Annotated in this window: 23 protein-coding genes; 7 read left to right on the forward strand and 16 right to left on the reverse strand. The window is 59.0% G+C overall.

Annotated features, from left to right (window positions below; translation table 11 throughout):
• Positions 1–29: 29 nt before the first annotated feature.
• The gene (locus Q8K08_RS20845) at positions 30–755 is read right to left on the reverse strand and encodes a ComF family protein (protein ID WP_304796654.1); all 726 of its coding nucleotides are present in this window, start codon (positions 753–755) and stop codon (positions 30–32) included.
• Between the two features lie 24 nt (positions 756–779).
• Between Q8K08_RS20845 and Q8K08_RS20850 the strand changes: the two genes are divergently transcribed.
• Positions 780–1,598: an SAM-dependent methyltransferase gene (locus Q8K08_RS20850; RefSeq protein WP_304796651.1), complete on the forward strand. Its 819-nt coding sequence runs from the start codon at positions 780–782 to the stop codon at positions 1,596–1,598.
• 79 nt (positions 1,599–1,677) lie between these two features.
• Positions 1,678–2,757 (forward strand): ferrochelatase, encoded by a 1,080-nt coding sequence (gene hemH / locus Q8K08_RS20855; RefSeq protein WP_305251633.1) that lies wholly within the window; start codon positions 1,678–1,680, stop codon positions 2,755–2,757.
• Positions 2,758–2,849: 92 nt separating this feature from the next.
• Here hemH and Q8K08_RS20860 read toward each other — a convergent pair whose 3' ends face one another.
• Positions 2,850–3,029 (reverse strand): hypothetical protein, encoded by a 180-nt coding sequence (locus Q8K08_RS20860; RefSeq protein ID WP_305251605.1) that lies wholly within the window; start codon positions 3,027–3,029, stop codon positions 2,850–2,852.
• Between the two features lie 147 nt (positions 3,030–3,176).
• Positions 3,177–3,782 carry a L,D-transpeptidase gene (locus tag Q8K08_RS20865; protein ID WP_304796644.1) on the reverse strand — a complete coding sequence of 202 codons (606 nt, stop codon included), beginning with the start codon at positions 3,780–3,782 and terminating at the stop codon, positions 3,177–3,179.
• Between the two features lie 177 nt (positions 3,783–3,959).
• Here Q8K08_RS20865 and Q8K08_RS20870 point away from each other — a divergent pair, with 177 nt between their 5' ends.
• Positions 3,960–4,475 (forward strand): CAP domain-containing protein, encoded by a 516-nt coding sequence (locus Q8K08_RS20870; protein WP_304796641.1) that lies wholly within the window; start codon positions 3,960–3,962, stop codon positions 4,473–4,475.
• A gap of 20 nt (positions 4,476–4,495) precedes the next feature.
• Here Q8K08_RS20870 and Q8K08_RS20875 read toward each other — a convergent pair whose 3' ends face one another.
• From Q8K08_RS20875 to Q8K08_RS20910, 8 genes are all read right to left on the reverse strand, one after another.
• Positions 4,496–4,993: a murein L,D-transpeptidase family protein gene (locus tag Q8K08_RS20875; protein ID WP_304796639.1), complete on the reverse strand. Its 498-nt coding sequence runs from the start codon at positions 4,991–4,993 to the stop codon at positions 4,496–4,498.
• A 66-nt stretch (positions 4,994–5,059) separates the two neighbouring features.
• On the reverse strand, positions 5,060–5,851 hold the full coding sequence (locus Q8K08_RS20880; RefSeq protein WP_304796636.1) for an ion transporter: 792 nt from the start codon (positions 5,849–5,851) through the stop codon (positions 5,060–5,062).
• Positions 5,852–5,883: 32 nt separating this feature from the next.
• Positions 5,884–7,104, reverse strand: coding sequence for a class I SAM-dependent RNA methyltransferase (locus Q8K08_RS20885; protein WP_305251606.1), 1,221 nt, complete (start codon positions 7,102–7,104; stop codon positions 5,884–5,886).
• A complete protein-coding gene (locus Q8K08_RS20890) occupies positions 7,101–8,951 on the reverse strand; it encodes an ABC transporter ATP-binding protein (RefSeq protein WP_304796631.1) in 1,851 nt (616 codons plus the stop codon). Before Q8K08_RS20890 ends, Q8K08_RS20885 begins: the two co-directional genes overlap by 4 nt.
• The gene (locus Q8K08_RS20895; RefSeq protein WP_304796628.1) at positions 8,948–10,789 is read right to left on the reverse strand and encodes an ABC transporter ATP-binding protein; all 1,842 of its coding nucleotides are present in this window, start codon (positions 10,787–10,789) and stop codon (positions 8,948–8,950) included. The genes Q8K08_RS20890 and Q8K08_RS20895 overlap by 4 nt, the downstream gene beginning before the upstream one ends.
• A 62-nt stretch (positions 10,790–10,851) precedes the next feature.
• On the reverse strand, positions 10,852–11,994 hold the full coding sequence (locus tag Q8K08_RS20900; RefSeq protein ID WP_305251607.1) for a CCA tRNA nucleotidyltransferase: 1,143 nt from the start codon (positions 11,992–11,994) through the stop codon (positions 10,852–10,854).
• Entirely contained in the window at positions 11,991–12,584 is a 594-nt protein-coding gene (locus tag Q8K08_RS20905; protein WP_304796621.1) for a CoA pyrophosphatase, read from the reverse strand. Before Q8K08_RS20905 ends, Q8K08_RS20900 begins: the two co-directional genes overlap by 4 nt.
• The gene (locus Q8K08_RS20910) at positions 12,577–13,563 is read right to left on the reverse strand and encodes an Hsp33 family molecular chaperone HslO (protein WP_304796618.1); all 987 of its coding nucleotides are present in this window, start codon (positions 13,561–13,563) and stop codon (positions 12,577–12,579) included. Before Q8K08_RS20910 ends, Q8K08_RS20905 begins: the two co-directional genes overlap by 8 nt.
• Positions 13,564–13,641: 78 nt before the next feature.
• Here Q8K08_RS20910 and Q8K08_RS20915 point away from each other — a divergent pair, with 78 nt between their 5' ends.
• Positions 13,642–14,088: an NUDIX hydrolase gene (locus Q8K08_RS20915; protein ID WP_304796615.1), complete on the forward strand. Its 447-nt coding sequence runs from the start codon at positions 13,642–13,644 to the stop codon at positions 14,086–14,088.
• Here the strand turns inward: Q8K08_RS20915 and Q8K08_RS20920 are convergent.
• On the reverse strand, positions 14,076–15,338 hold the full coding sequence (locus Q8K08_RS20920; RefSeq protein WP_305251634.1) for a PP2C family protein-serine/threonine phosphatase: 1,263 nt from the start codon (positions 15,336–15,338) through the stop codon (positions 14,076–14,078). The two genes, Q8K08_RS20915 and Q8K08_RS20920, sit on opposite strands and share 13 nt — an antisense overlap.
• Before the next feature lie 189 nt (positions 15,339–15,527).
• On the opposite strand from Q8K08_RS20920, the gene Q8K08_RS20925 reads away from it, so the two are divergent.
• Positions 15,528–15,854: an Hpt domain-containing protein gene (locus Q8K08_RS20925; RefSeq protein ID WP_304796613.1), complete on the forward strand. Its 327-nt coding sequence runs from the start codon at positions 15,528–15,530 to the stop codon at positions 15,852–15,854.
• On the opposite strand, the gene ilvA is transcribed toward Q8K08_RS20925, so the two are convergent.
• Positions 15,851–17,098, reverse strand: coding sequence for a threonine ammonia-lyase IlvA (gene ilvA / locus Q8K08_RS20930; RefSeq protein WP_305251608.1), 1,248 nt, complete (start codon positions 17,096–17,098; stop codon positions 15,851–15,853). The genes Q8K08_RS20925 and ilvA overlap by 4 nt on opposite strands.
• Before the next feature lie 125 nt (positions 17,099–17,223).
• Between ilvA and Q8K08_RS20935 the strand changes: the two genes are divergently transcribed.
• Positions 17,224–18,456, forward strand: a complete 1,233-nt coding sequence (locus Q8K08_RS20935; protein ID WP_304803586.1) for an argininosuccinate synthase — start codon at positions 17,224–17,226, stop codon at positions 18,454–18,456.
• Between the two features lie 46 nt (positions 18,457–18,502).
• Here Q8K08_RS20935 and Q8K08_RS20940 read toward each other — a convergent pair whose 3' ends face one another.
• Together Q8K08_RS20940 and Q8K08_RS20945 are read right to left on the reverse strand one after the other, a co-directional pair.
• On the reverse strand, positions 18,503–19,219 hold the full coding sequence (locus Q8K08_RS20940) for an HAD family hydrolase (RefSeq protein ID WP_305251609.1): 717 nt from the start codon (positions 19,217–19,219) through the stop codon (positions 18,503–18,505).
• Positions 19,220–19,273: 54 nt separating this feature from the next.
• On the reverse strand, positions 19,274–20,173 hold the full coding sequence (locus Q8K08_RS20945; RefSeq protein ID WP_304803582.1) for a D-amino acid aminotransferase: 900 nt from the start codon (positions 20,171–20,173) through the stop codon (positions 19,274–19,276).
• 142 nt (positions 20,174–20,315) lie between these two features.
• Between Q8K08_RS20945 and msrA the strand changes: the two genes are divergently transcribed.
• The gene (msrA, locus tag Q8K08_RS20950) at positions 20,316–20,948 is read left to right on the forward strand and encodes a peptide-methionine (S)-S-oxide reductase MsrA (RefSeq protein ID WP_370870575.1); all 633 of its coding nucleotides are present in this window, start codon (positions 20,316–20,318) and stop codon (positions 20,946–20,948) included.
• A 33-nt stretch (positions 20,949–20,981) separates the two neighbouring features.
• Here msrA and Q8K08_RS20955 read toward each other — a convergent pair whose 3' ends face one another.
• On the reverse strand, positions 20,982–23,243 hold the full coding sequence (locus tag Q8K08_RS20955) for an NADP-dependent malic enzyme (RefSeq protein WP_304803580.1): 2,262 nt from the start codon (positions 23,241–23,243) through the stop codon (positions 20,982–20,984).
• Positions 23,244–23,313: the final 70 nt, after the last annotated feature.

The raw sequence follows: 23,313 nt of genomic DNA on the forward strand, positions 1-23,313 counted from the left end.
GCGGCGGTGTTGCGCGGGACTATACGGATTTAGCATTCCTTCGCAACGCGGCACAGCACCAGAACCGAAATCTCGGCTGCGCCCATGGCCAGACAGGCCTCTGCCGAGGCAGCCAGAGTCGCACCCGATGTCATCACATCATCAATAAGCAGAACATGCCGCCCCTCTACCCGCGCACTCCGACGTGGATGAACCCGGATACTGTCGGCCAGATTGGCAAACCGCCCGTCGCGGCTTCGGCCTTCCTGAGTTTGTGTGTTGCGTTGGCGCTGCAACAGATCCGGGCAATGATCGAGGCCCGACAACCGCGCCACCTGCGCCGACAGCAGCGCCGACTGGTTATAGCGCCGCCGGAGCAGCCGCAGCCAGTGCAGCGGCACCGGGGCGATCAGCATACCCGGCCGCAAGATCGGCTGCGCCGCCCGCATCAGCCACCCACCCGCAGGCCGTGCCAGATCTTGCCGGTCGGCATGCTTTAGCTGCAAGACCAAGCTGCGCGCCTTGTCCCGATAAAGCATCGCCGACCGCCCCCGAGACCAGGGCCGCGCGATGGCCAGACAGTCATCACAATGCACCGCGTGGCCCGGATCCTGCCCCGGCAAGGGCGTGCCGCATTGGTCGCAGACCAACCCGGTCACAAACGGCGTCTCGCGCCAGCATGCCCCGCACAGCCCGAAATCACTGGCCACCATCGCATCGCAGGCCACGCATTGCGGCGGATAGACCATATGCAGCAGCGCCGCTTGCATTCCCATCATCCGCCCCCCATCTTCCGCGCCATGCAGACGCCACCCATCCTGACCGACCGCCCCGCCCTGTTGCGCAATCGCAACCGGGCCACTGAGTTCTTTTTGCAAGACGAGGCGCACGCCGAAGTTCAGGAAAGACTGATCGAGGTTAACAGAGCCTTTACATCGCCTGCCGTGGTGACAGGTTTTCCGAAACTTTGGCAAGATATCGGCACCCCCGTCGCGGATGATGACCTGCTGGCCCTTACCCCTGGCGCGCATGATCTGGTGATCCATGCGCTGTGCCTGCACTGGGCGAACGACCCCGTGGGTCAACTTGTGCAGTGTCGCCACGCTCTGCGCCCCGATGGCCTTTTCCTTGCGCTGATGTTCGGCGGCCAGACCTTGCACGAGCTGCGCGCCTGTCTGGCCGAGGCCGAGGCCGAGATCGCAGGTGGCCTGTCACCCCGCGTGCTGCCGATGGGCGAAATCCGTGATCTGGGGGGTCTGCTGCAACGCGCGGGTTTCGCCCTGCCGGTCGCGGACAGCTTTACCAAAACGGTGCGCTACCGCGATGCACTGCACCTGATGCGCGACCTGCGCCTGATGGGCGAGGGCAACGCGCTTACCGCGCGCCTGCGTCACCCCACCCGCCGCGCCGTGCTGCTGCGTGCTGCCGAGATTTATCAGACGCAATATGCGGATGCCGAGGGCCGTATCCCCGCCACGTTTGAAATCATCTGCCTCACGGGCTGGGCCCCGCATGACAGCCAGCAAAAGCCGCTTCGCCCCGGTTCAGCAGTCCAAAGTCTGGCAGATGCGCTGAATACGGCTGAAATGCCGCTGCCCCTGCACCCGCGCAAAGGTTGACCCCGGCGAATAAGCCTATATGTCCCGCCTATTACCTGATCAGCCAAGGACGTACGCGATGCTCGATGCCAAGCACGAAATGACCCATGCCACACAGGGCACTGTCATTGCGCCCGGTCAGGGCCGTCTTGCCCATGCGCCTGTCGACCACCCCCCGGTGCGACAGGCAAAGATCGGTGTTCTGGTGGCCAACCTGGGCACGCCTGATAATTACGACTATTGGTCGATGCGCCGCTATCTGAATGAGTTTTTGTCTGACAAGCGCGTCGTCGATTACTCGGCATGGCTTTGGCAACCGCTTCTGCAATTGGTGATTCTTACCAAACGCCCCTTTAGCTCGGGCGCAAACTACAAGCTGATCTGGAATCACGATCGCAATGAAAGCCCGCTGCTGACCATCACCAAGGATCAGACCCGCAAGATCGCCGAAGGCATCGCCGCCAAATATGGCGATGGCATCATGGTTGATTTCTGCATGCGCTATGGCAACCCGTCTACCGAATCAAAAGTCCGGGCAATGGTTGAGGCGGGATGCGAGAAGATCCTGTTCTTCCCGCTTTACCCACATTACGCAGGGGCCACATCAGCAACCGCAAATGATGAGTTTTTCCGCGCCTTGATGAAGGAAAAGCGTCAGCCATCCGTGCGCACGGTCCCCGAATACTTTGACCACCCGCTGTATATCGAGGCCTTGGCGCAATCGGTTGAACACGCATATGCCGCGCTGGATGCAAAGCCCGATGTGCTGGTCGCCAGCTACCATGGCATGCCCAAACGGTATCTGATGGAGGGCGATCCCTACCATTGCCAATGCGCAAAAACCTCGCGCCTGCTGCGCGAGCGGCTGGGCTGGGAAAAGGGCAGCATCGACACCACGTTCCAGTCGGTATTTGGCCCCGAGGAGTGGTTGAAACCCTACACCGTTGAGCATGTGGCCGAATTGGCAAAGCAGGGCAAAAAGAACATCGCCGTGATGGCTCCGGCCTTTTCGTCCGACTGCATTGAAACGCTGGAAGAAATCAACGGAGAGATTCGCGAGGCTTTTGAACACGCGGGCGGCGAGACCTTTACCTATATCCCCTGCCTGAATGATGACGACGCCCACATCACCGCGTTGATGGCGGTCATTTCTGAGAACCTCTCGGGCTGGCTGCGCTGACGCAACTTATCATCGCGAAACTTAGGCCAGAAACAGAAAAAGGCGGTGGGATATCCCACCGCCTTTTCCTTAAAACCGATCCTAGGATCAGATCACTTCGATGCAGCAGCTGCAATGATGAGCAGGAGCAGCAAAGGAACAACAATACCACCAGCCGACGAAGACGTCTGAGCGGCAACAACGGTTGGTTCCATAACAGGTTCCATCATACCACCAGCGTAAGCGGTGGAAGCAGCGACCGTCAGAGCGGCAGCAAGCGCAAGTTTCTTCATAATAACCTCCAGTTATAGCATACCGCCGAATGTTGCAGAGGCGACGGCATGCACCCAAGACTGTACCTCGTATCGACTTCATAACCAGCTTGGCACAAGATTTGCAATCTGGCTTGTTGAAGCAGCCTTCGCTTCACCGACTTGTCGTCAAATTAGCAACACCTGAGTGCCAACTTTCGTCATCGAAAAGAGTTCCGAGATGTGTTCATTATAAAGTCCGACACATCCGTTCGAAGATCGGCGACCGATCTTGCGTGTGTCATGGGTGCCATGAATTCGGTAATAGGTCCAGGACAGGTAAAGCGCATGCGATCCCAGTGGGTTGTCAGGCGAGCCGCCCTCCACCACATCGGGCCATTCAGGGTTGCGCTGCTTCATTGAAGGGGTCGGGCGCCAGCTTGGGGCGACGACCTTTTGCACCACTTCCGTCCGCCCGCGACGGGTCAGATCTTCGGACAGCGGGACTGACGTCGGGTAAAGCCGATAGGTGCCCTGATCGTCAGACCAATAGTGCAGCGCGCGCGATGTCAGGTCGACAAGAATCGCCCCGTTGCGGGTGCTGTCAAAGTAGTCCTGCCAACGAAGCATCCTAAAGCTGGAAACATTGTTGCGAACGCTGCCAGTCGCAACGCTGCCATCCATTTCCGTTGATCCGTCCATTGCAAAAGCGGGGGACAGTCCGGCCCCAAGGCCGGCAGCAGCGGTTCCCAGAAAGGCCCGCCGGTTCAGTTTGGTCCGATCTTCGACGCTCATACGAGGTCTCCTGAGATTGATTTATTGGGGGATTCATACGCCCATCGGCCAAAACCCGCAAATCAAACCGCCGTCAACCGGCGGAGTCACGCAGAGTTGGGTTTGAAATGCCCATGCAGTTTAGATACACAGCGCAGGAAACATGATGCCCTCGGGCGGGAACGATCGGAATTCAAGATGAACAGACGCGTGGTTCTGACCCTCGGTGCGGTTGGTCTGCTTTCAGCATGTGCCCAACAAATGTCGGCGGTGCCGGTCGATGCCAGCGGCCAGCCATTGCCACAGGTCTACAAGATCGCCCCTGGCTCCGAGAATGAGATTTCATTCCGCCTGCTTGATTCGGTTAACGCGCTGCGCCGCGCCCAAAACGCCCAGCCACTTGCGTTCAATGCCGCGCTGAACGCCGCCGCCGCCACCCATGCGCGTGATATGGCGGTACAGAATCGTCCTTGGCACTTCGGCTCTGACGGCTCTTCGCCGCTGACCCGCGTGCAGCGTGTCGGCTACACAGGCGGCCTGAAGGGCGAGCTTATCTCTGAGACATTCGAAACCGAACTGGTCACGCTTGCAGCGTGGATGCGCCAGCCCGAAACCCGCGCCATCATCCTTGATACATCTGCCCGTGAAATGGGCTTCTCCTGGTATCAAGAGCCAAGCGGCAAGATCTGGTGGTGTGTTGTGACCGGGGGCTGACCCCGGCGGGCACCAAAACCTCAGGGTAGAATCTGAATCGGTGTTCCGTTCTTCACCATCGCATAAATCCGCTCCATTTCCTTGTCGGTCACCGCAATACAGCCTGCGGTCCAGTCGCGACGTGACACCGGCCTGCGCGGCCCGCCATGAATGAAGATGTCGCCACCCGGCGATTTGCCCAATGATTTTGCGTATTCGCGGTCAGCCTGATTGGGATAGGAAATGCCGATTGAAAGGTGGAATTCCGAATTCGGATTGCGCCGGTCGATGATGTAGGTTCCTTCGGGCGTCCGGCCGTCGCCTTCAAACTCTTTATGCCCAGAAGGCGCAAACCCAAGCGCAATATCGTATTTTTTCAACACCTTCTGATGATGCAGCAAATACATCTTGCGCGCGCCCTTGTGGACCTGAACCGATGTGACTTCGGGACCGTTATATGTTTTAAACTTGCTTTTGTTGCCACAGGCCGCCAGCCCAAAAGCCAACACCAAAAGCACCAATACCCGAAAAACCCACATCTGCTCTGCCCCACTTTTTTGCCCGCATACCGAATTTTCCCGGTTCTGCCTAGCGGGTTTGGCGGCTCACTTGCTCACGCCTGTGTCATCACCCTTGGACAGACGCGCCTCGATCGCTGCCAACCGGGTCAGAACCTCGTCGCGATAAGCGTCAGTTTTCAAGTTGTCTTCGGCAGAGTGGGCGTCTTGCATCGAGTTTACGATCAGGCCCACCAGCAGGTTCACCACCGCAAATGTGGTGACCATGATGAACGGCACAAAGAACATCCACGCATAGGGGAATGCGTCCATCACCGGGCGCACAATACCCATCGACCAGCTTTCCAGCGTCATGATCTGGAACAGAGTATAAGCCGAATTGCCCAAGTCGCCGAACCAATCAGGAAAAGCCCCGCCGAACAGCTTTGTCGCCATGACAGCGCCGATGTAGAAGATGATCGCCATCAGCAAGAACACCGACCCCATACCGGGCAAAGCAGTGATAAAGCCCTCGACCACGCGACGCAGACGCGGCGCGACTGAAATCACCCGCAGCACCCGCAGAATCCGCAGTGCCCGCAGCACAGATAGGCCCTGGCCAGCAGGCACCAGCGCCACGCCGACGATCACAAAATCAAACAGGTTCCAGCCATTGCGGAAATAGCGCAGCCCCTGCGCGTAAAGCTTTGCCGCAATTTCAGCGACGAAAATCGCCAGGCAGATCTTATCCAACAGCAGGATCAAACCACCAACCCGCCCCATCACCGCAGACGAGGTCTCTAACCCTAGAATCACCGCGTTGAACAGGATCACGCCAATAATGGCGTTTCTGACCCATGGGCGATCCAGCCAGTCACCCACATTTTCGCGCGTCATCATCGTCTCCTGATCCAAGGTTGTCAGGGGATATGCTACCGAACGAAGCGGCCCACAAGTTCCACATGCGCCGACCAGCGGAATTGATCGACAACTTGTATCCATTCCAGCAAATAACCCGCCTGAACCAGAATCTTTGCATCCCGTGCGAATGTCACCGGGTTGCACGACACCATGGCAATCACCGGAACCTTGGCTTCTGCCAGGCAGCGCATCTGCGCCTCAGCCCCGGCACGTGGCGGGTCAACAACCACCCCGGTTACATATTTGAACTCATCCGGCTCAAGCGGACGGCGGAACAGGTCGCGCGCTTCGGCCTTGATCGGCTTAAGTCCTTCGGTATTGCGTGAGGCTTTGTCCAATGCGGCCACCATGGCCGGGTCACCTTCCACCGCATGCACTTCGGCCCCCTCGGCCAGTGGCAGCGCGAATGTACCAATTCCGGCAAACAGATCGACGATCTTTTTCTGTGGCCCCAAAGCCTCACGAACCGTCTCTAACAAGGCACGTTCGCCATGCTCTGTGGCCTGCAAGAATGCGCCGGCAGGAGGGGCGACTTTGGCTTTGCCAATGGTCTGAATTGGCGTTGCCCGCAGCGCGACCGTTTCGCCGTCCCACGTCAGCCGCGCCAACGCATGCGCTTCGACCACCCGCGCCAGTTCCAGCCTCAAGGGTCCATCAAGCGGCTTGCCGCCCGTCACCACCACATCCGGCCCGCCCAGTGCGCGTGTCACCATCAGCGCCACTTCCTGCGAGCGTGATCCTCCAAGACGCACCAACTCTTCCAGCCCCGGCATCGCGGCCATCAGATCGGGATGCACCAGCTGGCAATTCGGGATCTGCACCAAGGCATCCGACCCGCGGGCATGAAACCCGATCATCGACCCGCCCTTGGTTCGCCGGGCGGCAAATGTCGCCCGCCGCCGCGACCGAGGCGGAGATGTCATAATCGGCCGGAATGGCGCGTGCAGGCCCTGACCAGCCAGCGCGCCCTCAACGCTCGCAGTCTTCCAATCGGCCACCATGTCGTCAGATGCGTGCTGCATCAGACAACCGCCACAGGCTCGCGCATGCGAACAGGGCGGCTTGATGCGTGCCGCGCTTGGCGTCACGATCTTTGTGTTGACCAGACGGTCGCCCTCCAGATCGCCCTCAACCACCTCGCCGGGCAGCATGCCGGCGACAAAGATCGGCCCGTTTTCGCCTTGGGCGATCCCGTCGCCAAGGTGTCCCAGCCGCTCTATGGTAATGATCACTCTGCCGCTTCCTTTTCATCTGCCCCGATGAACCCGCCCGATTGACGGTTCCAATAGCGGGCATACAGGCCATTTTGCGCCAAAAGCGCTTCATGTCTGCCTTGTTCGACAATCCGCCCTTCGTCAAGCACCACAATCCGGTCCATCGCCGCGATCGTGGACAAACGGTGCGCAATCGCCAGCACGGTTTTGCCTTCCATCACCCGGTCCAGCGCGCTCTGGATATTGGCCTCAACTTCCGAATCCAGCGCGCTCGTCGCCTCATCCAGCACCAGAATCGGCGCATCCTTCACAAAGGCCCGCGCCAGCGCGATCCGTTGCCGTTGCCCGCCTGACAACTTAACGCCGCGCTCACCCAGAAACGCTGCATAGCCCTTGCGACCGGTATGGTCGATCATCTGGCTGATGAACCCATCCGCTTCGGCCGAACGAGCAGCGGCAATAATCTCATCCTCGGTCGCATCCGGACGGCCATAGGCGATGTTGTCGCGCGCACTGCGATTGAACATCGCAGTTTCCTGCGTGACCATCCCGATCTGCCGCCGCAGACTTTCCTGCGTCACATGGCGCACATCCTGCCCGTCAACCAGAACTGCCCCTTTTTCGCAATCATAGAGCCGCAACAGCATTGCAACCAGCGTCGATTTTCCCGCCCCGCTGGCCCCGACAATCCCCAGCTTTTCCCCGGCGCGAATTGTCAGGTTCAGGTCTTCGACCCCACCCCGACGACGCCCATAGGCAAAGCTGGCACCGGCAAAAGTGATCTGGCCCTGCACCTTGACCAGATCCACCGCATCCGACGCATCGGCCAGATCGTGCGGCGCCGACAGAGTTTTCATCCCGTCCTCTACCTCACCCACCGAAGTATAAATCGACATCAGCGTAAAGCTGACCCAACCCGACATCTGTGCGATCCGCATCGAAATCGCGCCCGCAGCCGCAATCGCGCCCGCAGTCGCCTGTCCCTGCTGCCACAGCACCACCGTGCCACCAATCAGCAGCACTGGCAAAACGCCCGCCACGGTCATCAAAGACAGCCGGAACCACGTCGAGATCACCCCGAACTCAAGACTACGCTCGCGGAAAACCTCCATTGCTTTCAATGCCACCCGGTCCTCAAAAGCGGCATGAGCGAACAGTTTTACCGTCTTGATATTGGTGATCGTATCCACCACCTGCCCGGAAACCATCGCCCGTGCCGATGCCCGCGCCGCCGAATTCACCCGCACCCGCGGCATAAAAAACCGGATAAGCAGAATGTAAACCACCAGCCACGCCGCCAGCGCCAAGGCAATCCGCGCGTCAATCGCCACCAGAAACACCACCGACCCTATGACCGAAGCCAGCGCAAAACAGACCGTGTTGATCACCTCGGTCGCCACATCCGTCACCGCCCGCGCCGCCTGCATCTGCTTTTGCGCGATCCGGCCCGCAAAATCATTGTCAAAGAACGTCACCGCCTGACCCAGCGTCCAGCGATGCAACCGCGACAGCACCAGCGGCATTACATTCGGCCCCACCACAATGCTGTTCGACGCCGCCGCAATGCCAAAGGCCATCGGGCGTAGTACCAGATAGAACAGCACAAACATGCCGATCAGCACCACATGATCGCTGAAAAACCGCTCGGGTCCCGCGTTTAACGCCGCATCAATCACCCAGCCCAGAATGATGGCTGAAACCACCTCTGTGGCCCCGGCAATGGATGAGAACACCCCGGCCAGCCCCAGCATCGGCCAAGACCCCTTCAGGCACCAGCGCATGAACGGCCACAATTGTTGCGGTGGTTGTCCGTCTGCCGGACGAAACGCGTCGATAAATCCGCCCAGCCGCCGCAAAACACTCATGCCGTTTCCTCAAGCCCGATAAACCCCCCAGATTGGCGAGACCAGAACCTTGCATATAGCCCGTTCAACGCCAAAAGCTCGGCATGCGTTCCCTGCTCGGCAATGTGCCCGTCTTCCAGCACCACGATCCGGTCCATCGCAGCAATGGTGGACAGACGGTGCGCAATCGCGATCACTGTCTTGCCCTGCATCACCCCAAACAGGGCCTCCTGAATCGCCGCCTCGGCCTCGGAATCAAGCGCGCTTGTCGCCTCGTCCAGAATCAGGATCGGCGCGTCTTTCAGGATTACCCGCGCCAACGCGACGCGTTGCCGCTGCCCGCCCGACAGCTTCACCCCACGTTCACCCACATGCGCGTCATAACCTGTACGACCCTCGGGGTCCTCCAGCGTAAGAATAAACTCATGTGCATCAGCTCGCTTGGCGGCGGCAATCATATCGGCCTCTGACGCATCAGGGCGGCCATACAGAATGTTGTCGCGCACGGATCGGTGCATCAGGCTGCTGTCTTGTTGCACCATCCCGATCACCCGGCGAACAGAATCCTGCGTGACCTGCGCAATATCCTGACCATCAATACGAATGATCCCGCCCTCGGTGTCGTAAAACCGCAAAAGCAGCTTGACGAGGGTCGATTTCCCCGCGCCCGATCGCCCAACAACACCGATCTTTTCGCCCGGCTGCACGGTCAGCAACAAATCCTGCAACCCGCCCGACCCACGGCCATAATGGTGGCTCACCCTGTCCAGCTCAATCTTGCCAGCGGTCAATACCAATGGCTTTGCCCCTTTCGCATCCACCAGATGAATCGGCTGGGTGATCGTCTCCATGCCCTCGGCCACGATGCCAAGTGCCTGCACCAACGAGGTAAACGCCCACATGATCCAATAGGTCATGTTGTTTAGCCGCAAAACCAATGCCGTTGCCGCCGCCACCGTGCCAACCGTCGCCTGCCCCTGATACCAAAGCACCAGCGCCCAGCCAGTCACCCCCACGATCAAGCCGCCATTCAGCACGGTCAGAGCCAGATCCATCTTGGTAACGATCCGCATTTCGCGCGCAAAAGTGCTGCGCGCATGTTCAATCGCATCGCGGGCGTAATTCAGCTCCATATCATGATGCGCGAACAGCTTTACCGAATGAATATTGGTATAGGCATCCACCACCCGCCCGGTAACGGCCGAGCGGGCATCCGAACTCGCCTTGGCCGCAGGTCCGGCGCGCTGCACCGTCCAGCGCACCAATACCGCATACAGCACAAACCAGATTACCAGCGGCAACAAAAGTCTCACATCGGCTCCGGCCAGCATAATTGCAGCGCCCACCACGGTCACGCTGGCAAACGCCACCGCGTCAAAGGTCTGAAAGACCGCATCCCCGGCCGCCGGAGGGGTCTGCATGATTCGATTGGCAATCCGCCCTGCAAAATCGCTCTCGAACCAGCCCACAGGTTGCCGGATCACATGACTATGCGCCCGCCAGCGAATCATGGTGCCAAAGTTCGGCAAAATCGTATTGTGCAACAAGGCCACATTGGCGACCAACAAGATGGGGCGCAAAATCAGGATCGCGGCAGCCACAGACAGAATTTCGGTCCCATGGTCGATCCAAACCGCTTGTGGGCCGGTCGTTGACAGCAAATCCACCAAACGCCCGACATACCAGATCATCGCGACATCCGCGAAAGCCGACACCACAGACAGCGTCGCGGTAATGGCAAAAACGCCCCGGAAAGGTTGAATATATTGCTTTAAAAACGGCCACAGTTTGCGCGGTGGCGTATCGGTCTGCTCGTAAGGACCGTAAGGATCCACGAGCCGTTCAAAATAGGAAAACACGGGGACAACCTCTTGCTGGTTACCAAGGGCATATACGCCCAATAATGCCCGGGTAAAACCGGTCAGCCCAAAAGTTCTGCGCGGGTAAGCATCAGGTCGCTTGCCAACCACCGCTTTTGGGCCGCCGCCAGAGCAGCGCCCAGAGCAGGGCCCTGCACGCGATCAATGAAATCGGCTGCCCGCAAAGGAAACTGTGCCGCAGCGCCCCGCGCAATGTCCTTCTCCCAATCCTCGGGCAAGGCCTGCTCCAGCATCGCCGCGCGTGCCAGAACAGCGTCCGCACCAAGAGCATCGCCCAATACAAACCCCAGCGCTGCTGGGCCAAGCACACCGCCAATTTCGGCTCTGATACGGCCCAAATCTGCCGCTTCGCGCCGCGACAAGCGCAAACGATTGCCCACATCCTGCCCGCCCAGAACGGCCAACCGCCGCAACCAACCCGGTGAGCGCCCCGACTCCAGATACACCAAGGGCGCCAAGGCCCTCGCTTCTGCACCGGGCAAAACCACCGCCAGAACCCCAGCCGCCGCCATTGCTGCCACTGCGGGTGCAGGGTCGGGTGCGGCGAGTAGTTTGCGCATTTCAGCGCCGATACGTTCCCTTGAAAGCGTCTCTATTTCAGTGGAATAGGCCGCACACGCTGCCAATCCTTCGACGTCAACCCCACTGTCGGGGTCGCCATAATGCGCATGGAAACGAAAGAACCGAAGGATGCGCAGAAAATCTTCGATAATCCGCGCATCGGCATTCCCAACAAACCGCACGCGCCGCGCCATAAGGTCAGGCAGTCCGCCAAGCGGATCAATCACTGCGCCTGCCCGGTCGGCATAAAGCGCGTTCATCGTAAAATCGCGCCGCGCCGCGTCTTCTTCGACCCGTGCCGAGAAGGCTACCACGGCATGGCGGCCATCCGTTTCCTCGTCACGACGAAAGGTTGTCACCTCATGCGCGACTCCGTTTGCGATCACCGTCACCGTGCCGTGGTCAATTCCAGTCGGGATCACCCGAAAGCCAGCACTTTCCGCCAGCTCAGACACTATTGTTGGCAGCGCATCGGTCGCTATGTCAATATCGCTGACCGGCACCCCCATCAGCGCATTGCGCACACAGCCGCCAACAAACAGCGCGCGATGCCCCGCGTCCTCCAACACCCGGCACAGCGCTTGAGTGCCCGGATGATCTACCCAATCTCCCGCCACCTTCACGACGACGCCCTCTCGGCCAGTCCACGCAGAATCCGCGCTGTGGCCCCCCAGATGTAATATGGCCCATAAGGCACAACATAATAGCGCCGCCACTGACCCATCCACAGACGCCGTTCAATCACATAATGTGCTGGGTCCAGCACATGCGACAGCGGTACAGAGAACACTTCGTCCACCTCACCCACTTCAGGCAACGGCACAAAATCGTCTCTGATAATGCCCAAAACCGGCGTCATGCTGAACCCTGTCACGGTTTCATGCATCGGCAGATGGCCAAGCACCTCGACCAATCCGGGCGGCAGGGCGATTTCTTCCATCGCCTCGCGCAGTGCTGCTGCCTGCACTGATGCATCACCCGGCTCGACCTTGCCCCCCGGCAAAGAGATCTGCCCCGGATGGTGCTTTAGGTGCGATGCCCGTTTGGTCAAAATCACCCGCGCGCCCTCGGGCCGCAACCAGACCGGAACCAGCACGCCCGCCGGGCGCAAACTACGGCCGGCGGGCGGCTGAATGCCGGGGTTCAGGTCAAAATCAGACGACTCGCCTGCCGGACGCTGTATGGCGCGTAGCAGGCGGGTCACCTCATCCATTTTTGCCCTCAAAGCCCAAAGTCTTCGGGTCCATTTCGTAATGCGCCCCGCAGAACTGGCAATCGGCCGTGACCACACCTTCGGGCGTTGTCATCTTTTCAATGTCTTTCTGCGAATAGATCGACATCGTGTTGCGCACCTTGTCCTCGGAACACGAGCAGCCGAAACGGATCGGCTGCGATTCGAACACCCTTGGGCCTTCCTCATGGAACAGCCGCACCAACAACTCTGCCGGGGTGACCTGCGGGCCGATCAGCTCGATCTCTTCAACTGTATCCAGCAGCACATTCGCGCGGGTCCAGCTTTCGCCTTCCTCACCACCCAAAATGTCGCTGTGCATCAGCAACCCGCCCTCGCCCGAGCCTGCCTCGGCAGCCACGCTCATGCCAACTTTCGGCATGTGCTGCAACATCACCCCGCCACCGCGCCAATGGGCTTCGCGACCGGGCTCGGCACTTTGGCCAAAGGAAAGCGAGAACCGCGTCGGTAGCTGTTCGGACTGGGCGAAGTATGTCTCTGCGCAGTCCGCAAGCGAATTGCCCGCAATCGGGGTAAAGCCCTGATACGGCAGCATGCCTTCGCCCTGATCAAGCATCACCGCGAAATAACCGGTGCCGATCTGGCTGAACCGGTCTGCGTTCAGGTCCAGCCGGTCGGCGTCATAGCTGGCATAGGCCCGAATGCGCGCGGGTTCGCCATCATCCGTTGGCCCATAATAATCAGTCGCGATCAACCGCGCCGGTCCATTGCCGCGAATTTGCAGGCTCAGCTTCCAGCGCAGTTTCACCGTCTGCCCAATCAGCGCGGTCAGCAATGCGGCCTCCGCCACCAACGCCTCGATCAGCGGGGGGTAATTGTGTTGCGACAAAACCTGCTCCAGCACACCATCCAGCCGCACCACACGGCCCCGGATATCGGACTGGTCAAGTTGAAAGGGCAGGACGGTATCGTCCCAGGCGATCTGCGAACCGGTGGTCATGGGGTTTCCTTAGCGAGCCAATCTTGGCATACCGCGCCTATATAGGCAGGGCAACACCACGACCAAGGGGGCAATCGCATGCGACGCTATGGAGAACCCGTCAAAGCCGGCCAGAAATACCGCCCCAGGCCAGGCGTCTATGCCGTGCTGCTGGATGGCAATCGCCTGCTGACAACGTATCAGGCAGAGCCAATTCCTGAATACCAACTGCCCGGCGGCGGCATTGATCCGGGCGAACACCCGATCCCCGCGCTACACCGCGAAGTGCTTGAAGAAACCGGATGGAAAATCGAAGTGACCCGAAAAATGGGGGTATATCGTCGGTTTACCTATATGCCCGATTACGACAAATGGGCCGAGAAAATCTGCACCATCTATCTGGCCCGTCCCATCCTGCGCCTTGGGCCACCGTCAGAACCGGGTCACAGCGCCATCTGGATGAGCGCCGAACACGCGGTGGGACAGATCAGCAATGTCGGCGACCGTGCCTTTCTGGCGCACGCGTTGCGCAGTCAGCCCCGGTAATCGAACAAAAGCCCGGAAACGTCATCGGGGAAATCTTCAGACCCCATATGAGCCGAAAGATCCCATATCAGGGCATCCAGCAGTTGCGCGGATTCAAGGTCGCTGTTCTTTCTGATCAACGCCTCCAACCCAGCTTCGCCCAGTTCCTCCCCCTGCCGCGATGGGCATTCTGTCAGCCCGTCGGACAGCAGAAACAGCCGATCACCTGCATATAGCTGTGCCGTCACCCGATCGTGCACTGCATCCCCCAAAAGACCAATCGGTAAACCACCCCCACCAAGCCGGTCAATCCGACCATCCGCCCGCAGGATCAACGGGTGTGGATGCCCCGCCTGAACCAGCGAAACTGCGCCGCTGAAAAGATCAACCTGCGCATAGACCATGGTAAAATACTGATCGACCTGCAAATCCTCCAGCATGGTGCGGTTGAACCTTGCCGCCACCTGTTCAGCGGGCAAAGGATCAAACCCACCATCAGCGCGACGCTGCAGTGCTATATTTTGGTCAGGCGATGCCGCCGACAGATAACCCGCCAAACGCGCCGTCATCATGGCCGAGGCCACCCCATGCCCAGAGACATCCACCGAATATAGCGCCACATGCGTTGCATTCAGTTCAAAGAACCCGGCCAAATCACCACCGACATGCCCCGATGTGCGCAAAAACAATGTAGCCGCCCCACGCCCCCAATCGCGAAACCGGTCGCGGACCAATGTTTGCTGCAACTTGCGCGCTTCGATCAGATCGCGATCTACCATTTCCTGTGCCCGCTGCAGCTCCGTCAGCGTTGCGCCCAGCAGGCGATTCTTCTGCACCAATTCCTTTTGCATCCCGACAATTCGCTCACCCGCACGCAGGCGCGCGCGCAATTCATCGGGTGACACGGGTTTGGTCAGAAAATCATCGGCCCCCCCCTCCAACCCCTTGGCGATTTCCGTTTTTTCGGACTTAGACGTAAGCAGAATGAAATAGGCATACCCCTCTTGTCCAAGCGACCGGAACGCTGCGCACAGATCAAGACCCGACATTCCGTCCATCATCCAGTCGGACACAATAATATCAAAAGCCGCTGCCTGACAGGCAAGCAAAGCCTCTTCGCCCGATGCAGCTTCTGTCACGTGATACCCCCAACGGGACAGGGACATCGACAACATCACCCGTTGCGCTTTGCTGTCATCGACCACAAGCACACGCAACGGCAGCACAGGCGCAGTGACGGCGCCGGTCAGGGTGGGGTTGGTCAGGTCCATTAAAGTCATCAGGTCAGGTCCATGCGCTTTAAAGCACATTTGCGGCGAGGACCTTAACCGTCTGTGAAAAATAAAGCTTTCGTCGAACAACCAAACCTTGCCTTTGCACGGTAACAGAACTTTAAAGGCAAATGTAAATAGTAGTCCTGAGGGTTGGTCACCCCTTGGGGTAAAGCGGTGGGTGGTGTTATGATTGACTGGGGCCGCGTGCAGGAACTGCAAACGGAAATCGGGCCGGATTGCTTTGGCGAAATTGTCGCACTTTTCCTTGAGGAAGCCGATGATGTCATCAGCCGGCTGCGGGCGCTGGCCGATGCAAGATCGCTGGAAAATGATCTGCATTTCCTGAAGGGAAGCGCCCTGAACCTTGGCTTTTCAGATCTGGCACGGATTTGTCAGAACGGTGAGCGTGAGGCGGCATCTGGCTCTGTCGATGTGGCGATTGAAACCGTGATAGAGATTTATCAAAAGTCGCGCAGTGCCTTTCTGGGCGGAATAAATGGCGTGGCGGCCTAGATCAGGAACTCTGACAAAATACCGTCATTGGTGATGTCACGGTACGGAAACGCCGCCTGATCCAACCGCGCAAAAAGCCGCGTGAAATTCTCTGGTGCTTTTGTCTCGATCCCGATCAGAACCGATCCAAAGTTTCGTGCAGATTTCTTGAGATACTCAAACCGCGCGATGTCATCCTCTGGCCCCAGCATTTCCAAGAACTCACGCAGCGCACCCGGTCGCTGCGGCATTCGTAGAATGAAGTACTTCTTCAGCCCAGCAAAACGCTGCGCCCGCTCTTTCACTTCGGGCAAGCGCTCAAAATCAAAATTCCCGCCCGAGGTGATACAAACCACCGTCTTGCCCCGGATCACGTCCGCCACATCGGCCAGCACATCCACCGACAACGCTCCGGCAGGCTCCAGAACCACGCCTTCAACGTTCAGCATCTCCAGCATCGTGATGCAGATGCGGTCCTCTGGTGCCAGCAACACATGGGCCGGATCAACCCAATCCAGCAGGGCAAAGGTCTTGTCCCCCAACCGCGCTACAGCCGCCCCATCGACAAAACTGTTCACCTGCCCCAAGGTTTCCGGGGCGCCAACCTGCAGCGCCGCTGTCAAAGACGCACCACCCATGGGCTCGACAAAGCGATACTCCACCTCTGGCGCAATGCTTCGCAGATACCGTGTGACCCCTGACGACAATCCGCCACCGCCGACCGGTAAGATCACCAGATCAGGCGCGCCGCCCAACTGATCCAGCATCTCGACCGCGACAGAAGCCTGACCAAGGATCACGTCGTCATCATCAAAGGGCGATAGAAACACCGCCCCTTGTTCGGCGCAAAACGCCTTGGCTGCCGCCAAGGTCTGGTCAAAATAGTCGCCAGTCAGCACAATCTTCACCTGACCGGCGCCAAAAACCCGAGTCTTGTCAATTTTTTGCTGTGGCGTCGTCACCGGCATGAAAATCGTGCCCCGCACGCCAAAATGACGGCAAGCAAAAGCTACCCCCTGCGCATGATTGCCCGCACTGGCACAGACGAAGTGCTCTTGCCCCGGCTGCCCCTCCCGCACCTTGCGCATGGCAGTAAACGCGCCGCGCAACTTATAGGATCGCACAGGCGACAGGTCTTCGCGCTTAAGCCAGATATCAGCGCCGAACCGCTGCGACAGATAGTCATTTCGCTGCAACGGCGTCGGATCAAAAAGATCGCGCAGGGCATCGGTGGCAAGGCGGGCGTTTGCGGCAAAATCACTCATGCCCTTGGATGCCGCAGCGGCAGTGCTTTGGCAAGCACGACGATTTTGTATCCATAACACCCGTGTTTCTTGCCCTTTGCGCCAAATCCCCTTAGACCCGCGCAAATCCCAAAGGGAGCGTGCACATGTCGAAACCCAAGAAAGTCGTCCTCGCCTATTCCGGCGGTCTGGATACCTCGATCATCCTGAAATGGCTGCAAACAGAATACGGCTGCGAGGTAATCACCTTTACCGCCGATCTGGGCCAGGGAGAAGAGCTGGAGCCAGCCCGCGAAAAGGCGGTCCTGCTGGGGATCAAGCCAGAAAACATCCACATCGTTGACGTGCGCGAAGAGTTTGTGCGCGATTACGTCTTCCCGATGTTCCGCGCCAATGCGTTGTATGAGGGGCTGTATCTTCTGGGCACCTCCATCGCCCGCCCGCTGATCTCCAAACACCTGGTTGATATCGCCCATGCCCATGGCGCAGATGCGGTGGCGCATGGCGCGACCGGCAAGGGCAATGATCAGGTCCGGTTTGAGCTGTCGGCTTATGCGCTTGACCCGTCGATCCGGGTGATTGCGCCTTGGCGCGAATGGGATCTGACCAGCCGCACAAAGCTTATCGAATTTGCCGAGGCGAACCAGATCCCGATTGCCAAAGACAAGCGCGGCGAGGCACCGTTTTCAGTTGATGCCAACCTGTTGCACACCTCGTCCGAAGGCAAGGCGCTGGAAAACCCGGCCGAAGAAGCGCCAGAGTATGTCTATCAGCGTACCGTATCGCCCGAAGACGCGCCAAACACGCCGGAATACGTCGAGATCAGCTTTGAGCGCGGCGACGCGGTGGCGATCAACGGCGAAGCGATGTCGCCCGCCACGATCCTTACCAAGCTGAACGAGCTGGGCGGCGCGCATGGCATTGGCCGTCTCGATTTCGTGGAAAACCGATTTGTTGGCATGAAATCGCGCGGCATTTATGAAACCCCCGGCGGTACCGTTCTGCTGGAGGCACATCGCGGGATTGAGCAGATCACGCTGGATGCAGGTGCAGGCCACCTTAAAGACAGCATCATGCCGCGCTATGCCGAGCTGATCTACAACGGCTTCTGGTTCTCGCCCGAGCGGGAAATGCTGCAAGCCCTGATTGACAAGAGTCAGGAACACGTGACCGGCACCGTGCGGCTGAAGCTCTACAAGGGTTCCGCCACCTGCATTGGCCGCTGGTCGGATCATTCGCTGTATTCAGAGGCTCATGTGACCTTTGAAGACGACGCCGGCGCCTATGACCAGAAAGACGCCGCGGGCTTTATCCGCCTGAACGCTCTGCGCCTGAAACTGATTGCCAACCGCAACACGCGGGTGGCAGGCAAGGGCTGAAAATAGCCTCTGTGCTTGCGAAAAGGGCCGGTACTCTGGCCCTTTTTCACATTTTGAATGCGGCCAGTTTTTTGTAGTAAGGCAGTGCCTGATCGACAATTGATTGATAGCCGCTGGGTAGATCGGGCAAAGGCCCCTCCGGGTCTTCGAACCCGGTCGACCGATGCACAGCCCCATACCAATGCGGCCCCCAAACCCCGTCATAGGGCTTTGGCCCGGCGGGCCAGTGCAGCATGTTTTTAATGAACAGAATGCCCAGCGCATCGCACAGATTGTTAAGCGCCGCATACGGGTCTGCACGAAGATCGGCACTGTCGATGACCAGCGGTGCCTCACCCATCCAATCGGCCACCTGATCGAACAATTCCGCCTGCTGAACAAAGCCGATATCCATCAGGGTCGGCCCCTCGCGCTTTTTCGCATAGGACGCCACCACCCGCGCCGGATGGCGGATCAGAAACACATTGGTCAGATCCCGCATAAACTGTCGGTCAAACTGCGGGATCATGTGCAACGTCATGTGTTTTTGGTAAAATAGGCTCTGAGCTTGCGGAATCTCACCGATGCAGGTGGCGGCAACCTTAGCGGGGTCTGACTCATGCGCTGCGATGATCTGATCGCGCATCGGGTGGTCAATCACGGTTTGCCGCAGATACGCCGCATAAAACGGCTCATCCCAAACCGCACAATCGCCCCGCGCGGCAAAGGCATACATCATGGCCGTCGACAGATTGCGTGGCCCGGACCACATCGCGATTTTCATGGCTGATTTCCGTATAGTTCATGTATGGCAAGTGTATGGCTGACAGCCCTACGTTCACGCACCGACCAAGGCCTTGTAAAGCCCGCGCAGGCGTTCGGTCATCGGGCCCATCTGACCGTCACCGATCCTGCGCCCGTCGATCATACCCACCGGAGTCTGCGCGCCGAAGGTTCCTGTCAGAAATGCCTCATCCGCGCCATAGGTGTCGACAAGGCTGAAGTTGCGTTCAAACACCGGGATGCCGTTGGCGCGGCACAGGTCGATGACCTTGCCCCGAGTGATTCCGTTCATGCAATAGTCGCCGGTGCTGGTCCAGACCTGCCCCTTTCTCACGATAAAGAAATTGCAGGCGTTGGTGGTGTTCACGAAGCCATGCGCATCCAGCATCAGCGCTTCATCCGCGCCAGCCTTTTCGGCGGCAATGCAGGCGAGAATGCAGTTCAGCTTGGAATGCGAATTCAGCTTGGGGTCTTGCGTCATTGGCAAGCCGCGCAGATGCGGCACTGTGGCCAAGCGAATGGGGCGCGGCAGTTTTTGGCGTGAATGTTCCATGATGATCACCACGGTCGGGCCCCGCTGCGACAGCTTGGGGTGCTGGAACGGGCGGGTCTTGACGCCGCGCGTCACCATCAGCCGTGCGTGGGCATCCGTGGTCATCGCGTTTGCGGCCTGCGTTTCCAGCACGGCGGCGATGATTTGATTCCGGGTCATCCCGATATCCAGATCGATCGCCTTTGCCGCCTCGAACAGGCGGTCCATGTGTTCATCAAGGAACGTCCAAGCGCCATTATAGAGCCTTATTCCTTCCCACACACCATCGCCGAGCATGAAGCCGGAATCGTAGACTGATACAGTTGCTTCGGCCCGTGGCTTCAGCGCCCCATTCACCCAGATCAGGATGTTTTCGTTGCGCGCATCATCTTCGGCCTGATGGGTTGAGACATGGTTGGTCATGGGGCCCTCCGTTTCGGTGTAACGCTATGCGGGTCGTGCGCGAAGGGAAAGGGGTGGCTTCACCTATGCGTGACATCACTCAGGGGTGAGTGGACGCCGCAGGCAAACAGAGCATGTTAAAAATCAGAACAAGGAGCGCGGTATGAAGCGGATGTTGTCGATTGTGGCCGGTCTGGCCCTTATGGTGCTGGTCGCAGCCACGGGTGGCAGCCATGCCGCAACCGAAAAGGCAATTGTGGCCGGGGGCTGTTTCTGGTGCGTTGAGTCGGATTTTGAAAAGGTGCCGGGGGTGCGGTCTGTGGTGTCGGGCTATACCGGCGGACGCATGCAGAACCCGACCTATCAAAACCATGACGGCCATTATGAGGCCGTCGAGATCACCTTTGACAACAGCAGGATCACTTATGCCCAACTGATCGCGATGTTTCTGCGTTCGGTTGATGTGACCGATGCAGAGGGGCAATTCTGTGACCGTGGGCCAGCCTATCGCACAGCGATTTTCGTCTCTAACCCAGCACAAAAGGCCGCAGCCGAGGCTGCGGTGGTCGAGGCCGGACGCGCCTTGGGCAAAAAGGTTGTGACCCCGGTTATCCCAGCAAGCACCTTCTGGATGGCCGAGGCCTATCATCAGGACTACTACAAAAGCTCTGAAATCATCCTGACACGCGCCGGGCCAAAGCAGAAGAAGAACGCTTATACCTTCTACCGCCAAGCCTGTGGGCGCGATGCAAGGGTCAAGCAGCTCTGGGGCAGTCAGGCTGCCTTTGCCAAGTAACCAAAGGCCCGCCACACCGGCGGGCCTTTTGCTTTACTGACCAATCTTGCAGGCGGTCATCACTGCCATGTTCAGAATATCGTTCACCGTCGAATTGGTCGAACAGATCTGGATCGGCTTTTTCACCCCGGTCAGGATTGGCCCGATAACCGTGGCCCCCGCCATTTCCTGCATCAGTTTGACCGAGATGCTGGCCGAGTGCCGCGCGGGCACCACCAGAATATTGGCAGGCCCGGTCAGGCGGCAGAACGGATAGTGCTTCATCTGGTCTGCATTCAGCGCGACATCGACGGTCATTTCGCCTTCGTATTCGAAATCGACGCCCATCTTGTCCAGAACCCGTGGTGCGGCATGCATCTTGGTTGCCCGCTCAGATACCGGATAGCCAAAGGTGGAGAACGACACAAACGCCACACGCGGCTCTAACCCTAGGGACCGCGCCACCCCGGCAGAGCGGATCGCAATCGTTGCCAGATCTTCCGGCTCTGGCCATTCCTGCACCAAAGTATCGGCAATCAGAATGATTCGCCCCTTGTGCAGCAGCGCCGTGACGCCCACCGCGCCATCGGCGGCGGTTGCATCAAAGACGTGATTGATCAGCGAAAGGATATGCGCCGATTTACGCGTCACCCCGGTGACCAGACCATCACCATGGCCGTGTTGCAGCATCAGCGCCGAAAACACGTGCCGGTCACGGGCCGCGAGTCGGTGAATATCCTCCCGGTCATGGCCGCTGCGTTGAAGGCGGCTGTACAGAAACTCCTTATAGGTCTCCAGATGCCGGGTGTTGGCGGCGTTTACCACTTCCAGCTCGCGCACCGCGTCGCCAAGGCCGGCAGCTTCCAGCTTTTCGCGCACATCCGGTTCGCGGCCCACCACGATCGCCTTGCCCAGACCGGCGCGCTGATAGGCGACGGCGGCGCGCAGCACACGCGGGTCGTCGCCTTCGGCAAAGATCATGCGGGCCTGTGCTTGCTTGGCGCGTGCATGAATGCCCTGCAAAATGCTGGCGGTCGGATCCATGCGGCCTTTGAGGGCTTGCTCATAGGCCTTCAGGTCGATGATCGGGCGTCGGGCAACCCCGGTATCCATACCGGCCTTGGCCACGGCAGGCGGGATCACATAGATCAGCCGCGGATCAAACGGGGTCGGGATAATGTAGTCGCGGCCAAATGACAGCTTGCGACCGTAAGCCATCGCCACCTCATCGGGCACATCTTCGCGCGCAAGGGCCGCAAGCGCACGTGCACAGGCGATCTTCATTTCGTCATTGATGGCGCGGGCATGAATATCTAAAGCGCCCCGGAACAGGTAGGGGAACCCAAGCACGTTATTGACCTGATTGGGATAGTCCGACCGCCCCGTGGCTACAATCGCATCGGGACGCACGGCATGCGCTTCTTCCGGGGTAATCTCTGGATCGGGGTTGGCCATGGCGAAAATGACCGGGTTTTCCGCCATACTCGACACCATTTCAGGTGTCACCGCGCCCTTGGCCGACACACCAAGGAACACGTCGGCACCATTCATCGCCTCATCCAGAGTGCGCAGATCGGTGCGCGCGGCATGGGCCGATTTCCACTGGTTCATGCCCTCGGTGCGGCCCTGATAGATCACGCCCTTGGTGTCGCACATGATGCAATTATCATGTTTGGCGCCCATGGATTTCAACAGCTCCAGACAGGCAATCCCCGCCGCGCCCGCACCATTCAGCACGATCCGGCAGTCTTCAATCTTTTTGCCCGACAGCTCCAGCGCGTTGATAAGCCCTGCCGCACAGATCACCGCCGTGCCGTGCTGGTCGTCGTGGAACACCGGAATGTCCATGATTTCCTTTAGCCGCTGCTCGATGATGAAACATTCGGGGGCCTTGATATCTTCAAGGTTGATGCCGCCAAACGTCGGGCCCATCAGGCTGATTGCCTTGATGATTTCTTCGGGGTCTTCGGTATCCAGCTCGATATCAATCGCGTTCACGTCGGCAAAGCGCTTGAACAGCACCGCCTTGCCTTCCATCACCGGCTTTGACGCCAGAGCGCCAAGGTTGCCCATGCCAAGGATTGCAGTGCCGTTGGAAATCACCGCCACCATGTTGCCCTTGACCGTATAGTCATAGGCCAACGCCGGATTGTCTGCGATGGCCTGCACGGGCACCGCAACGCCAGGGCTATAGGCCAACGACAAATCGCGCTGCGTCGCCATCGGGGTCGATGCGACAATTTCATATTTTCCGGGGCGCGGCTCCAGATGATAGGCAAGCGCTTCTTCGGGGGTCACACGGTTTTTCGAGGACATGGGCCATATGTTCCTTGATGGGTTTCGTCCGTCATAGCGAGGCAAAGCGCACCGCACAATGCACAGGTGG

The sequence above is a fragment of the Pseudotabrizicola sp. genome (genome assembly GCF_030684215.1).
GTDB lineage: Bacteria > Pseudomonadota > Alphaproteobacteria > Rhodobacterales > Rhodobacteraceae > Pseudotabrizicola.

Coding starts and splice junctions, on each gene's coding strand:
- Q8K08_RS20870 (WP_304796641.1), top strand. CDS start 3,960: ATGAACAGACGCGTGGTTCTGACCCTCGGTGCGGTTGGTCTGCTTTCA.
- Q8K08_RS20850 (WP_304796651.1), top strand. CDS start 780: ATGCAGACGCCACCCATCCTGACCGACCGCCCCGCCCTGTTGCGCAAT.
- Q8K08_RS20915 (WP_304796615.1), top strand. CDS start 13,642: ATGCGACGCTATGGAGAACCCGTCAAAGCCGGCCAGAAATACCGCCCC.
- ilvA (WP_305251608.1), bottom strand. CDS start 17,098: ATGAGTGATTTTGCCGCAAACGCCCGCCTTGCCACCGATGCCCTGCGC.
- Q8K08_RS20935 (WP_304803586.1), top strand. CDS start 17,224: ATGTCGAAACCCAAGAAAGTCGTCCTCGCCTATTCCGGCGGTCTGGAT.
- Q8K08_RS20920 (WP_305251634.1), bottom strand. CDS start 15,338: ATGGACCTGACCAACCCCACCCTGACCGGCGCCGTCACTGCGCCTGTG.
- Q8K08_RS20890 (WP_304796631.1), bottom strand. CDS start 8,951: ATGAGTGTTTTGCGGCGGCTGGGCGGATTTATCGACGCGTTTCGTCCG.
- Q8K08_RS20865 (WP_304796644.1), bottom strand. CDS start 3,782: ATGAGCGTCGAAGATCGGACCAAACTGAACCGGCGGGCCTTTCTGGGA.
- Q8K08_RS20875 (WP_304796639.1), bottom strand. CDS start 4,993: ATGTGGGTTTTTCGGGTATTGGTGCTTTTGGTGTTGGCTTTTGGGCTG.
- Q8K08_RS20940 (WP_305251609.1), bottom strand. CDS start 19,219: ATGAAAATCGCGATGTGGTCCGGGCCACGCAATCTGTCGACGGCCATG.
- Q8K08_RS20945 (WP_304803582.1), bottom strand. CDS start 20,173: ATGACCAACCATGTCTCAACCCATCAGGCCGAAGATGATGCGCGCAAC.
- msrA (WP_370870575.1), top strand. CDS start 20,316: ATGAAGCGGATGTTGTCGATTGTGGCCGGTCTGGCCCTTATGGTGCTG.
- Q8K08_RS20955 (WP_304803580.1), bottom strand. CDS start 23,243: ATGTCCTCGAAAAACCGTGTGACCCCCGAAGAAGCGCTTGCCTATCAT.
- Q8K08_RS20910 (WP_304796618.1), bottom strand. CDS start 13,563: ATGACCACCGGTTCGCAGATCGCCTGGGACGATACCGTCCTGCCCTTT.
- Q8K08_RS20880 (WP_304796636.1), bottom strand. CDS start 5,851: ATGATGACGCGCGAAAATGTGGGTGACTGGCTGGATCGCCCATGGGTC.
- Q8K08_RS20905 (WP_304796621.1), bottom strand. CDS start 12,584: ATGGATGAGGTGACCCGCCTGCTACGCGCCATACAGCGTCCGGCAGGC.
- Q8K08_RS20860 (WP_305251605.1), bottom strand. CDS start 3,029: ATGAAGAAACTTGCGCTTGCTGCCGCTCTGACGGTCGCTGCTTCCACC.
- Q8K08_RS20845 (WP_304796654.1), bottom strand. CDS start 755: ATGGGAATGCAAGCGGCGCTGCTGCATATGGTCTATCCGCCGCAATGC.
- Q8K08_RS20925 (WP_304796613.1), top strand. CDS start 15,528: ATGATTGACTGGGGCCGCGTGCAGGAACTGCAAACGGAAATCGGGCCG.
- hemH (WP_305251633.1), top strand. CDS start 1,678: ATGACCCATGCCACACAGGGCACTGTCATTGCGCCCGGTCAGGGCCGT.